Source organism: Alteromonas sp. D210916BOD_24 (genome assembly GCF_047159385.1).
In the GTDB taxonomy this organism is placed as follows: Bacteria; Pseudomonadota; Gammaproteobacteria; order Enterobacterales; family Alteromonadaceae; genus Alteromonas.
Genome location: NZ_AP038333.1, coordinates 288,575 through 301,845 on the forward strand (window position 1 = coordinate 288,575; position 13,271 = coordinate 301,845).

At 45.6% G+C, this 13,271-nt stretch carries 9 protein-coding genes; 4 read left to right on the forward strand and 5 right to left on the reverse strand.

Translation table 11 applies throughout. From position 1 onward, the window contains the following. From ftsB to ACMCM8_RS01345, 3 genes are all read right to left on the reverse strand, one after another. Window positions 1-291, reverse strand: coding sequence for a cell division protein FtsB (ftsB, locus tag ACMCM8_RS01335; RefSeq protein ID WP_412724695.1), 291 nt, complete (start codon window positions 289-291; stop codon window positions 1-3). 99 nt (window positions 292-390) lie between these two features. Further along, complete coding sequence (locus ACMCM8_RS01340) at window positions 391-2,106, reverse strand: TIGR03545 family protein (protein WP_412724697.1); 1,716 nt, start codon at window positions 2,104-2,106, stop codon at window positions 391-393. Window positions 2,107-2,380: 274 nt separating this feature from the next. Then, window positions 2,381-4,003, reverse strand: coding sequence for a methyl-accepting chemotaxis protein (locus ACMCM8_RS01345; protein ID WP_412724699.1), 1,623 nt, complete (start codon window positions 4,001-4,003; stop codon window positions 2,381-2,383). 491 nt (window positions 4,004-4,494) lie between these two features. On the opposite strand from ACMCM8_RS01345, the gene putA reads away from it, so the two are divergent. Further along, on the forward strand, window positions 4,495-8,292 hold the full coding sequence (gene putA, locus ACMCM8_RS01350; RefSeq protein ID WP_412724701.1) for a bifunctional proline dehydrogenase/L-glutamate gamma-semialdehyde dehydrogenase PutA: 3,798 nt from the start codon (window positions 4,495-4,497) through the stop codon (window positions 8,290-8,292). A 140-nt stretch (window positions 8,293-8,432) separates the two neighbouring features. Here putA and ACMCM8_RS01355 read toward each other — a convergent pair whose 3' ends face one another. Further along, window positions 8,433-9,035 (reverse strand): TIGR04211 family SH3 domain-containing protein, encoded by a 603-nt coding sequence (locus ACMCM8_RS01355; protein ID WP_412724703.1) that lies wholly within the window; start codon window positions 9,033-9,035, stop codon window positions 8,433-8,435. A gap of 263 nt (window positions 9,036-9,298) precedes the next feature. Between ACMCM8_RS01355 and ACMCM8_RS01360 the strand changes: the two genes are divergently transcribed. Together ACMCM8_RS01360 and ACMCM8_RS01365 are read left to right on the forward strand one after the other, a co-directional pair. Continuing rightward, a complete protein-coding gene (locus tag ACMCM8_RS01360) occupies window positions 9,299-10,804 on the forward strand; it encodes an inorganic triphosphatase (RefSeq protein WP_412727572.1) in 1,506 nt (501 codons plus the stop codon). 31 nt (window positions 10,805-10,835) lie between these two features. After that, complete coding sequence (locus ACMCM8_RS01365) at window positions 10,836-11,909, forward strand: helix-turn-helix domain-containing protein (protein ID WP_412724705.1); 1,074 nt, start codon at window positions 10,836-10,838, stop codon at window positions 11,907-11,909. An 11-nt stretch (window positions 11,910-11,920) separates the two neighbouring features. On the opposite strand, the gene mutH is transcribed toward ACMCM8_RS01365, so the two are convergent. Beyond that, entirely contained in the window at window positions 11,921-12,595 is a 675-nt protein-coding gene (gene mutH / locus ACMCM8_RS01370) for a DNA mismatch repair endonuclease MutH (RefSeq protein ID WP_412724707.1), read from the reverse strand. A 113-nt stretch (window positions 12,596-12,708) separates the two neighbouring features. On the opposite strand from mutH, the gene rppH reads away from it, so the two are divergent. Continuing rightward, on the forward strand, window positions 12,709-13,251 hold the full coding sequence (rppH, locus tag ACMCM8_RS01375; protein ID WP_412727574.1) for an RNA pyrophosphohydrolase: 543 nt from the start codon (window positions 12,709-12,711) through the stop codon (window positions 13,249-13,251). Window positions 13,252-13,271: the final 20 nt, after the last annotated feature.

Below are 13,271 nucleotides of genomic sequence, written 5' to 3' on the forward strand. Positions count from 1 at the left end.
TCACTTAGTTTCTGCTGGCAGTATTCGGTAAAAGGTTTCTCCCTTTTTAATCAGGCCCAGTTCGTTTCGAGCGCGCTCTTCAATAGCTTCGAGACCTATTTTTAAATCGCTAATATCAGCGTTAAGTAAGGCGTTACGTTGCGCTAAATTGGCATTTTGGAGGGCTTGTGTATGAACTTCTTGTTTGCGGCTGAAGTAATCGGGAATACTGTTTTTTCCAAACCACAGTCGGTATTGTAGTAACCCTAAAAGCACTATCAATACGATGGGAAGCCATTTGCCTTGTAACACAGATTCACCTGACATTTGTGGTTAAGTGGAAAAATGCAGAGGCCGTTGGCCTCTGCCACGTCTTATTATGCCGCGAAGCATCCTCGAGTCAAAGAACCTTTATTCCCCTTGACCTAATTTACCCTTTAATTTGTCCAATAACTTATTTTTCTGTTGTTCCACGACATTATTCAGTTGTGTCTGCAACAACGCTTGCAACGCTTCACTATCACCTTGCGCCGCGTTTAGCATACTTGTTATATCCACCAACTCGCCTGAAAGTAAGGCTTGTTCGCCACTGATCATGTTATTGAGCTTAGTATTAAGCTCGTCAAGTTTGTCTTGTTGGCTTGCCGTCAATTGTGAGAGTGCGGCTTGGGCCAATTTGTTGTCAAGATCAGACTTAATATTGAAGTCAGGGTTGGATAATGTGCCCGCTAACAACATTGTCATATTTAGGCTAGTTAAATCCTGCAAAGCCTGTGCAATGGCGCGAGTGACTTCACTTGAGCCAGTGGCTTCCATTACGAGCTGTTGTAAATCAATCTCACCTGAGCCGGATAGAATGTTATTGGTCACTTCCATTGAACCTGTCGTTTTCATCAGTGCTGACTTCAGTACGGCGTTTAAGGCTTCGTGCTGGCCGAAGGCGATCTCTGACATATTTACCCCAGCTAATTGCCATACTTGACTCGCATCAATACCATCGGCATCAATCCAAAATTCACCATTTGAGGTGAATGATTTAAGCAGTTCACCAGCAGCTTCTATGCTAAACGTAGTTGGCGTATTGAAGACCTCGTGAACATTGGTAATGTTGTTCCACTTACTGGTAATAGATTCGTTCTGCCACAATACCGATACGTTGGCTTCTTTTACCAGAATTGAGGGGACATCGGCGGGCGCCGTGCTTTTTTCTTCCCCTTGGATCAACGGCATCACAATTTGCATCGCTGCCATTAGGTATTCAGTATATTCGGCGGCCTTATCGCCAAACACAAAATAAGTCACTTGCGACAGTGCTGCTTGATCACCTGCGATGACACCTTTAAGCAGTGCGTAATCTTCTTGAGGTGCATGTTTAAGCGCCTGAATACTTTCACTTAGTGCTTGTTTGGCTTGGGACGCTTTATCGGTAAATGCACTGAGCATTGCTTTATCAGCCTGCATTTCTTTTTTTAAGTTGTCGAAAGCTGATTTCGCTTGAATTAGCGCCTGCGGATCTTTGTAATTTGTTTCTTTTAACTGAGTTACCTGTGCTTTGTAGTAGTCAATGCGTTCCTTGTCAGGCAGTGCTTCGTACTCATCCTTCAGCTCTACTCCATAAGTTTCGTAAGTGGTTTTCGCTTTATTAATTGCTGCAGTCGTTTTCAGCGGGTTGCGTTCAAGTAGTTCATCTACAGTTGGAATGGCTTCCTTCGCTTTAGTTTTAACTTCATCAAAGGAGAGTGAGCGCTCAGGTACGCGGTAAACTTCACCGGGAGTTGCTCGCTCAGTATCAAACTGAACCTTTAAGAGATTGAGATTATTCACAATCACTTGATCGTCGAGTAAAGGTTTTAACGCAACATCTGCATAGGCTTCACCAACATATACCTGGTTGTGAGATGGCTTGGTGGGGTTGGTGAGTGAAATGCCTTTCAGTGTGACAGTAGTGGGAAACAAGCTGTGATCTAATTCTTCAATATTAACCTCGGCGCCATACGACTCACCTAACTTTGCGGCTAATATTGACTTGATAATGGTATTGGCGAACAAGAAGTACACCAGAAACAGCAACACAAAAAAACCAAGCACCCATAAGAAAATAGATTTGCCTTTGGTACCACTACTCATTGTCTACTCCTTGTCATTCAAAGCCATTATTGTAAAGCGCACAATGGGCCGTTTGGTTATCGAGAAAAAAGCACATTCGGTGCAAGCTGGATTTTCAGTGTAATGTACTCGCTTTTATTCTTCCACAACATAAGTATTTCAGCTAACCCCGCGCGTGGCACTGAAAAAGGAAGGAGAACAAAGGGAAGCAGGGGCAACAGCGTGAAAGCTGAAAATAATGCGAAAAGTGAAAGTACAAAAAGAAAGGGGCGATTGTCGCCCCTTCGTCGTTAGTTTACAGCTTAAATCGGTTGGCAATATCCATAATAGCTAAACAACTGGCCCGCAATGCCTGACTTGCTGAAGCCAACTCATCAGCAGTGCGCAAACTGTTATCAGCGGCTCCTGACAAAGCATTTATTCTCATATTTGCTTCATTCGCCGCTTCAGCCTGCTGTTCAGTGGCTCTTGCAATCTCACTACTCTTATTAGAAATCTCAGTCATAAGTCTGTCAGCTTCTTGCAGGCTTTGGTTAGCCTGAATAGCGTTATCTACTGTTCTTGTTGACGCAGATTGACTAACTTTAACCGCATCTACAGCATTTTTGGCGTTACTTTGGAGCTTTTCTATCATGGCCTGAATTTCGTCGGTACTCTGACCGGTTCGACTTGCTAAGGTACGCACTTCGTCTGCAACCACTGCGAACCCTCGACCTTGTTCACCCGCGCGGGCTGCTTCTATGGCCGCGTTTAATGCAAGCAGGTTGGTTTGTTCAGCAATACCGCGAATAACGTCAAGCACGGCTCCAATACTGTCAGTTTGTGCAGCAAGCTCCGTCACTACTGAACTGACGCTTTCTATATCGGATGTCAGCGAACGTATATCGTTCACTGTGCTGTCAACCACTGATGCACCGTTTTGAACATTAGTGCGCGCGCTGCTAGTGCTTTTTTCAGCAGAATCAGCGTTGTTGCTCACATCGTTAATCTGCGTGGTCATCTCTTCCATGGCGGCAGCGACTTGAAGCATATTCTCGTTTTGAGTTTGCGCCTGGGAATTACTGTTTTTACTTGAATTTTCAACTAGTTCTGCCTGCTGCGACAGTGAGTTGATATTCTCGCGAATGCCAATCAAAGATTGACGCATTTTCTCGGTGTATTCATTGAAGTAGCGAGCCAGTTGGGTAATTTCGTCTTGTCCTGACTCCGGTAGTGAACGCGTCAAATCCCCTTCGCCTTGCGAAATATCCTTCATACGGTCAGTAACTTCTTGAACCGGTTTCACAATGCTTCCGCCGATGACGTAAATAAGTAGTATTACTAACAAAATACTTACGATGCAGAAGACAATTATAAGGTTGCGCAAATGCGCATAGTCGCTTTCAAGGTTAGTCAGGTATATACCCGACCCGACCGTCCACCCCCAGGGTTTGAATTCTTTTACGTAGGAAATTTTATCTGTAGGATCTTCTTTACCGGGCAGTGGCCACACGTAATCGACAAACCCGTCACCTTCGGATTTGACCGCTTTCGCCATATCTACGAAGAACGCTTTACCATTACCGTCTTTAAAGCTGCGTAGATCCTGACCGTCTAACGCAGGTTTAATAGGATGCATGACCATACTAGGCGTTTGATCCTGTATCCAAAAGTAATTACTGCCATCGTATCGCAGCGCTTTGACCGCATTTAAAGCAAGTTGCTTTGCTTCCTCTTCACTGACGTCTGTACGTTCAGCAAAGGCACTTAACATCGTATGAACAACTTCAACTAAGTGTTTGTTTTCTTCATAGGATTTCGATTTTAACGCGCTATAGTGCTGGTTCAATACCACCGCTGTAAGCAAAACAAATAACAGCGTAATTAAGGCAACAATAATACCTAAACGCTGAATCAAGCTGAAGTTTCTTAACCACATAAGACAAATACCCACCAGTAAGTGATTTTTATTTTTTCATTAAGTGTAGACGCTTTTTCACAGTCTATTAGTTTTAACGGCTATTTTTGTTAAATGTTAATAAATATTTTCAAAATAGTTGCAATAATGAGACTAAAGTCGAAAAGGAGCGGGGTTATTTGAAACCGTTTGAGCAACATTTGCGCAAAATGCCAACTACAGATTTTCCCGTTAATCTCTCTTTTTTTGCGACGTAAACATTGAATAACTCGTTGAATCAACTTTCTGCGAAAACTTTGCTGGTAAGAGCTTGGCAGAGCTTTTTAGTGTGCTACCATCCGCGCAAATTTAGCGCTGTCGTGATCTTCAACCAAAAGTATAAAGTTTAAAGAAGGACGATGCGTGAAAGCAGAGTTTCGACTTTGCTTGTTATTTAGCCGCTTCCATGTAACCGTGGTTTTGTTCACGGCGGGAACGCTTTTTATTACAGCTATTTCTATGAAAGGGTTGCAATGCTCATTAACGACACACTTCATACAACATCACCCCTACGTCAGCGCATAAGAGATTACTATCGCATTAGTGAGTCGGTGGCTGTCGATCAAATACTTCCCATCGCCGAAGTTAACCCGCGTGCGCGCAGTCGTGCCTGGGAAAGGGCCAGAAAAATGGTACTTCAAATTCGCCGCGAGCAAGAAGGGCACGGTGGTGTAGATGCACTATTAAACGAATACTCATTGTCTACTGCAGAAGGCGTGGTACTGATGTGCTTAGCCGAAGCGTTATTGCGTGTTCCAGATCGCGCGACACAAGACGAATTGATCCGCGATAAGCTTTCTAAGGGACAGTGGACCCCGCACCTGGGGAATTCAGACTCATTGTTTGTTAATGCATCAGCGTGGGGGCTGTTGTTCACTGGTAATATGGTGAACTACGCTGACAAGCGCAAGAAAGAGCAATTCGGCTTACTCAAAAAGACATTGGGTAGACTTGGTGAGCCAGTGATACGCCGGGCAATGAATATAGCTATGCGCGTGATGGGACGCCAGTTTGTCATGGGTGAGACCATTGAAGACGCAGTGGAGCGTGCCAAGGACAAAGAAACCAAGGGCTACGTGTATTCTTATGACATGCTTGGTGAAGGTGCACGTACCATGCGTGATGCTGATCGCTATTATGATGCCTATGTCAAAGCGATCAAAGTGATTGGTAAAGCGGCAAACGGCCGTGGCCCTAAACGCTCACCGGGTATTTCGGTAAAACTCTCAGCTATCCACCCGCGTTTTGAGTTTTCGCATCGCGAACGTGCCATGGCAGATATCCCCCCACGCTTAAAAGCCTTGTGTATGATGGCTAAAGAATACGATATTGGCCTTACAGTGGATGCCGAGGAAGCGGATCGGCTTGAACTTTCTCTCGATATTATTGAAAAGGTGTTTCGCGATGAAGATTTAAGCGGTTGGACGGGTTTTGGTCTGGCAGTACAGGCTTACCAAAAACGCGCAATCCACGTAATCGAGTACTTACGTGAACTAACCTTGGATGTGGGTCGTCCTTTAATGATACGACTGGTAAAAGGCGCATACTGGGATACCGAAATTAAGCTTACACAACAAGCGGGATTAGAAGAGTTCCCAGTGTTTACTCGAAAATCTTCTACAGACGTTTCCTATCACGCTTGTGCGAATCGTCTCCTTGAATACCGCGATACTATCTATCCTCAGTTTGCTACTCACAACGCCTACACTGCATCTGTTATTGTGGAATTGGCGGGTGATGACAAAGACGGATTTGAGTTCCAGTGTCTTCACGGTATGGGCGATACCCTTTACGACCAAGTGGTTACTCAGGACAAAATACAATGCCGTGTTTATGCCCCGGTAGGTGAACACGAAGATCTACTGGCCTACTTAGTTCGCCGTCTACTTGAAAATGGTGCGAATTCGTCGTTTGTTAACGCCATTGTGGATGATGAAAAACCGGTTGAATCATTACTAGAAGATCCGGTAGAGAAAACACAGCGATTAAAAATACGTTATAACAAGCTGATAAAAACTCCCCGTGGTTTGTATGCGCCTGAACGCGATAACTCTCGCGGTTTAGATCTAACGGATACCAATGCCGTGACGGCATTGAAACACGAACTAGAGCGTTGGCAAGAGTACTATAAAGTCTCTGGTGAAGTGCCAGAAGGTGCGACCCCGGTGGTCAGTCCTACTGATCACAATGATATTGTAGGATATCACTACTACGCACAGCCTGATGACATGCGCAAAGCATTGGACGAGGCGGAAGCGGGTTTTGACGCATGGTCGAAGCGCGATGTGAGTGAGCGTGCCGAAATTCTTAATCGTACGGCAGATGCACTTGAACGCCATATGGCTGAACTTATCGCTATTTGTATGCGCGAAGCCGGCAAAGTTGCTCAGGACAGTATTGATGAAGTGCGCGAAGCGATTGATTTCTGCCGATACTATGCAGTTAGAGCGCAAGAGTTGGCTGAAGATCAGCGCTTACTACCTCGTGGTGTGGTGCTATGTATCAGCCCTTGGAACTTCCCGTTAGCGATATTCTTAGGTCAGGTTGCGGCCGCGCTGGTAACAGGCAATACCGTCATTGCGAAGCCGGCAGAGCAAACCAGTATCATTGCAAAGCGGGCGGTGGATATCATGCACTCTGTGGGACTTCCCGAAGATGCGTTAAAGCTGATTGTATCACCGGGTAAGGCCGTGGGTGACACGTTATTACCTGACGAGCGCATTAAAGCAGTTATGTTTACTGGGTCTACCCAAACAGGTACTTTAATTTCTCAGGTTCTGGCTGAACGGGGAGGTGAGCAAGTCCCTTTGATTGCCGAAACCGGTGGTCAAAACTGTATGATTGTTGACTCTACTGCGCTACCTGAGCAGGTGGTGGACGACGTCATTCATTCGGGCTTCCAAAGTGCCGGTCAGCGTTGTTCTGCTTTACGCGTGTTATTCGTTCAAGAAGAAATTGCCGATGATATTATTGATATGTTGATCGGTGCCATGAAAGAGTTAACAGTGGGCAACCCTACATTACTGGCCACAGATGTCGGGCCGGTAATTGATCAGAAGGCGCTCAAGAGTCTTACCGATCACCAGCAATATATGGAGGGTAAAGGTAAACTGCTTTACCGCAATGAAATGCCTGCAGGGTTTGAAAATGGAACCTTCTTCGCGCCTACGTTGTATGAGATAGAACACATTAATGTGCTTGAGAAAGAAGTATTTGGGCCAGTTGTGCATTTGGTGCGCTTCAAATCAAAAGACATAGACAATGTGTTGGCGCAAATTAACGGTACTGGATATGGTCTTACCATGGGGATCCACTCTCGAATTGAAGAGCGCGCCAATGAGCTTGCTGCAAGAAGTCGGGCGGGTAACGTGTATATCAACCGCAATATGATTGGGGCAATTGTTGGTGTGCAGCCATTTGGCGGCAGAGGACTTTCAGGCACCGGACCAAAAGCGGGTGGACCTAACTATTTACCCCGCTTAATGATGGAGCGCGCTACCCCGAAACCGTCTTATATCGAAGATGTAGACAGTACCGATGCAGCGTTGGTAGGCGATGAAAAAGTTGCTGAACGCGCAAATGTTATGATGGATAAAGCGAAAGCGGTGGAAGTTCAGTGGCGTCATACTCCGTTGAATGACCGTATCTCCATGGTGCGTCAACTATTGGCTAAAATTGCCAAAGTAGACATTGTGGATGAATTGGCCGATGACCTTAACCGGACCTTAGCGACCGCACGTCAGCAGCTCACTAGTGTAGAGCGCAAATTGGCAAAACCTCAGACGTTACCAGGGCCTACGGGGGAGTCGAATAAACTTTATTTAGAACCACGAGGTATTTTGGTGTGCTTCGCTGACAAGGACGTGACCTTTGAATATTGGTTGTTGTCTATTGTCACCGCGTTGTCGACAGGAAACCCTGTGGTGTCGGTGGTTTCTGAAATTTTCTACGAAGAAGCCGTGGAAATTCAAAACAAATTCGAGTCAACGGGGGCGCCGAAAGGACTGTTTCAAGTAGCTCGCTTAGCTCACTTAGATACTTTGTTGATGGATGAGGATTTATCTGGTGTGGTTGTGGACTCAAATACCGAGCGTACTGCACGGATCACGGCAATGTTGTCTTCCCGTGAAGGCGCCATATTACCAGTGATCACGGCAGAGTATAACGACAACCTTATCCAACGATTAATGACTGAGAAGACCATCAGCATCGACACGACAGCGTCAGGTGGAAATACCTCGCTGATGACGTTAGTGGAAGATGATGAGTAAGGATAAAGGAAGGGGGCCTTTCTTTTTATAAGTAGAAAAAAGGCCAGATGTCGATAATGCTTCGCTATCTGGCCTGTTTTCACAATGTACTAAGTTAACTACGCCGTTTTTGCTTCACTTCACGTGTTACTAGAGCATGTTTACATCCACTGGTCGCCTCTGCGCTTGCGCTTAGGTAAATAGGTCAGTAACACACCGAGTAAAATTCCAGCTCCAGCAACCATGCCACCTCGTGTAAACCAGGTCATCAATTCTTCTTTTTCTGCGCCTTCAATTTTTGCGTCAATACGTTGAATTTCAGCTGCTTGTTCTTTTACGGTCGAAGACAGCGATGCTGCGTGTTGTTGGGCTTCCTCTAAAGCCAGACGAAGTTGTTCGTTATCTGATTGCGCAGCTTGTAAGGATCGCTCAGCATCAGCCAGTTGTTCGCTGATAATAGGAAGTCGTTGTGCTTGAGGAAGTGCGTCTGAAACATAACGACTTTCTATCCAGCCAGTACGGCCCTCATCGTCCGTTATCTGAGTGAATTTCGCTTCGTTGTTTTTTTCTAGCACCGTGATTGGGGTGCCTGCGTTGACGGATCCTAAAATGCGGTAGTCTCTGCCCGGGCCTGTATGCATAAACACAAACAAATCATCTCTGATGTAGTGTGATGAAGTTGCGTCTACCTCTGCGGTATCTTGTAGCGAAAATGCTGGAAAAGAGCATGCAATAAGGGCTGCTGCTAACCACTTTCGAATCATAAAAAGTCCAATTTTAGAATTTAAAACATGGAGATGGTATTGTTTGGCTGGCCCAAAGGCAAGTGTGATTACCAATCTCTATATGTGAATACGTTATTATTAAAAAAAGCGCGTACACAGGTCAACATACGAGAGTGGTTCACTACAACGGCGCCGCAAAGATTACTCACTGAGCAAGTCGTCTTCCCGAGCTTGTCCAGCCATTGCGAAAACCCACTGACACAGGTAAGGTGTCAGCATTACAAGCTGTGCTTAGCGCAACCATGTCAGAAATAGAATTAAAATTTGTTACCGGTGATGATGCACACCATGCATTTACGCATAACGTATTGCCTTTCTTCGAAAAGCGTCAGATTAAAGTAAACTCCCATCGCGAGATGCGTTTAGAAAACGATTATTACGATACTGATAAACTTGATTTTCAGGCTAATAAGATGGGTTTTCGGGTGCGTGGAAATGACGGGCAGTATGAACAAACCCTAAAAACGAATGGTGTGGTGAGTGGGGGGCTGCACAAGCGCTCTGAATACAACGTCGCCCTTTCCGGATCTACGCCAGATTTAACGCTTTTTGACAGTGCTGTGTGGCCAATTTCATGGGACATAGCGGCGAAAAATGCCACTTTGGCCAAACAATTTAGTACCCACTTCACACGCCATGCCTATCTTGTTGAAGTCCAGGGCAGTGTGGTGGAACTGGTATTGGATTGTGGCGAGGCGAGTACAGATAAAGCCAGCTCACCTATCAACGAAATAGAATTGGAATTGGTGTCAGGGGAAATTGACAGTTTATTCGTGCTTGCCGGGCTGATTAACGACAATATGGCTGTGCGGCTGAGTGATGTGTCAAAGGCTGCTCAAGGCTATCAATTACTCCACGGGTTCAATGCTAAGGTGAACCCACTGCCAGATTTTCTTGAACTTGAAGATACGACTTCAACTGAAGAGGCTTTTGTTCGGGCTGTGCAAATAGCGCTAGCGCATTGGCAACATCACGAACACGTTTTTTGTGAAAGCGGCTCGATTAAAATGTTGGCTGAAGTGGCTAAAAGTATCCGTTTGTTGCTTCAAAGCGTATCGCTTTATCTCCCCGTATTGCAATGCCAGGAAATGTTGATATTGCATAAAAAACTGTTGTCATACGCCCAGAAGTGGGGGTGGCAAGATGACTTACAAAGCTTGCGCTATTTGCTTTCTAAAAAAAGTATGTTCTACAAAACGTTGAGCAAACACCCTGCAGTGGTTAGTTATCTTCAGGGGCGCAAAGCTGGGCTTTTGCATGCGCATGAGCCCGATAAGCTCTTTTTTGATAATGACGCTACCAATATTAAATTGCACGCTATCCGCTTAATTCAGAATAAACCCTGGCAAACTACAGCAACAGGTTATGACCACTCAGTATTAGAACACGCTAAGGGATGGCTGTCGCAAGGGTGGCAAACGGTACAGCAAAGTATGCCGTTAAGTAAAACCATGGGGCCAGCGCATTACTCTTCGGTTGAAATACTGCTGAGACAAACGCTGTGGAGTGGGTTTCTGTTAGGTGATTTATTTGTCGAAGAAAGGGGCAACTTTCGCGCACCCTGGTTAGATTTGCTCACCGGTATCGATGAATTAAACGCATTGTTGATGTTGAAACAATCCATAGATGAAGCCGACATTGGCTCCCACGACGAACTGCGAAAGTGGACTGCAGAAAAGTTGACAACCCTGATACGAGTGATGGAACGCACCCGCAAGGTGGCCATGCAGCGCGAGATTTATTGGTGATGAATAGGGTGTTCAAGGAGTGTTATTGTCAATGATGACGGTGGTGTACGAGTACTTTTTGGCAGGGCTTATTGTCATTTGGGCAGTAGGTGTGGCTCGTTTGTTTGCATTTAAAGTGAATTTAACCAGCAAGCGTTGGTTGTGTTGTGCATTTGTTTGCTGGCCGCTGTTTTTAACTGACGAATGGCTGCGTATTGCCAATGCTACGCATCTTTCTCACCTGTACGGCTTATCGGAGGTGTTCGCAGTTATTGCGGTGACGTGTTGTTATCGCGCCATCAAACCACTCCTTATTTCCGCGGTAACTGCGCGTAAGCGATTATGGTTACCCGCTGTGGTCACCGCTGTATTACAAATGAGCGTGTTGTTGATCCCCGAAACCCAAAAACAACAATGGTTCCAGGTGGCACCAACGGGTCACCCCTTATTGCTGTGGCCTGCCTATGTCGCTCCTTTGGCGGCTGGCTTTAGTGTGTTGTTGATAGGCATTTTAATTACCGAACACATCCAAATGTACCATCGCTATTTACCTGCTCAGACTGTCGATTACAAAAACTTGCGAATGCCGAGGCTAGCGGGGGTAATGGGGTCTTTAGTGGGAGTCGCCTTTATGAGTATTTTGCTGGTTACAGCGGCGACCTTTGGCTTTTTGTCGGTTCCCTTTTGGGAAAGTTTCCACCATCTTATGCTAGGGGTAGCGCTGTTGATCGTTTTGGTTTCGCTTACCTTCGTGCGACGTACTTCACCTTCTCCCCTTGATTACGAACGGCTCGAACAGGGAAAACCCACGCCTTATGAAATCAGCAGTATTATTTCAAAAGCAGAACGGTACACCATTGAATCAAAAGCGTATAAACAGCGTTTTTTAACATTGGAAACCTTTTGTGCCGGCGCTGGACTTGACCCTACGGCTCTTGCTCAGGCGTTGCAGTTAACTGAAAGAAAAAGTTTTCGACGGTTTATTTTTCACTATCGCCTTGAATATGCCAAAAACGTGTTGTTAAAGAGTGATGCGAAGCTCGCCGCGGTGGCGAAAAGAATGGGTATTACTTCAGAGAAATTTTTAAGTGAGTATCTGGTTAAGCACCTTCAAAAGGACAATTAACATTTGTGTGCTTAATAAAACGCATTGTGCAATATTTGTTGAGTGAACGCTTTGCGCAGATAAAAACCTCTGGGGCGTGTCTGAATGCGTTGACCCTCGGGATTTAACGCTTCAGTGAGTACTGAGCCATTCGCCGCCTTGGGACGGATATGCAACGCTTCCCCTTGTCGGGAAGTAATAGATTCAACATGGCCTGTGACTATTTGCTCAACCAATTCCTCCCAGTCCTGTCGCAACACTTGATCTTCATTTACAGATGGTCGCCAATAAAACCCCGTAGCCACTCTTCTCTCGGCTAAAGGGATCGCTCTATCTCCTTCTATGGGTAACCACAGTACCTGTTGTAATTTATTTCTAACATTTGAAGTCTCCCAAGTAATGCCCAGCGGCATTAGCAGGGGAGCGAAACATACATAGGTGGTTTCCAACGGCGAAAAATTACTGTCTATAGGAATGGTTTTAAGCTCTATGCCTAGTTCGGGAAAGTCCTGTTGAGGCTTAGAGCCTGCTGTCGCGCCTAACCATTTTTCGACAAGCATGCCGGGCCACCCTTTATGACGCTGCAAATTGGCGGGTATGGCGATATTTGCCATTGCAGCTAGCTCGCCTAATGTCAGTCCTGCAATAGCGTGGCAGCGAGCTAGAAGCGCTTCTGGAGATGAGGGGGGCAGTGCAGGTGGTTGCATAATTAACGATTATTTCCTATTAGACAAGCGCGAGTGAACATTAAGACTATGATTGGAGCATAGTTTGTGGAAGAATGAAAACATATAACAGTATAGTGTGCCCGGGAGTCTATGTGATAGATGCCGATGGATTCCGTGCGAATGTGGGCATAGTGATTTGCAACAAAATGGGTCAAGTATTTTGGGCAAGACGTTATGGTCAACATTCATGGCAGTTCCCTCAAGGCGGAATTGATGAAGGGGAATCTGCTGAACAAGCTATGTACCGCGAGCTTCACGAGGAAGTAGGGCTGACACCGAAAGATGTCACTATTTTAAGTGTTACCCGTAACTGGCTTAGATATAAACTGCCAAAGCGATTAATTCGCCAAGGTAGCAACCCTGTCTGTATTGGACAAAAACAAAAGTGGTTCTTGTTGCAGCTTGAATGCAACGAGAAAGATGTCAATGTACTTAAAACTGGTCATCCCGAGTTTGATGACTGGCGATGGGTAAGCTACTGGTACCCTATTCGCAATGTTGTGTCGTTTAAGCGTGACGTTTATCGCAGAGTGATGAAAGAATTCTCTGGGGTAGCAATGTCTACGCAACACCGTGCTCCTCAGCGCCCCAATGCAGGTATGCTTAAAAGGGGTAAAAAGCGCAGACGTGGCTAACGGTGCAAAGCAGCAAGCAG

Excerpts from the sequence above, each read along its gene's own strand:
- putA (WP_412724701.1), top strand. The coding sequence starts at position 4,495 with ATGCTCATTAACGACACACTTCATACAACATCACCCCTACGTCAGCGC.
- ACMCM8_RS01340 (WP_412724697.1), bottom strand. The coding sequence starts at position 2,106 with ATGAGTAGTGGTACCAAAGGCAAATCTATTTTCTTATGGGTGCTTGGT.
- ACMCM8_RS01365 (WP_412724705.1), top strand. The coding sequence starts at position 10,836 with ATGATGACGGTGGTGTACGAGTACTTTTTGGCAGGGCTTATTGTCATT.
- ACMCM8_RS01355 (WP_412724703.1), bottom strand. The coding sequence starts at position 9,035 with ATGATTCGAAAGTGGTTAGCAGCAGCCCTTATTGCATGCTCTTTTCCA.
- ACMCM8_RS01345 (WP_412724699.1), bottom strand. The coding sequence starts at position 4,003 with ATGTGGTTAAGAAACTTCAGCTTGATTCAGCGTTTAGGTATTATTGTT.
- mutH (WP_412724707.1), bottom strand. The coding sequence starts at position 12,595 with ATGCAACCACCTGCACTGCCCCCCTCATCTCCAGAAGCGCTTCTAGCT.
- ACMCM8_RS01360 (WP_412727572.1), top strand. The coding sequence starts at position 9,299 with ATGTCAGAAATAGAATTAAAATTTGTTACCGGTGATGATGCACACCAT.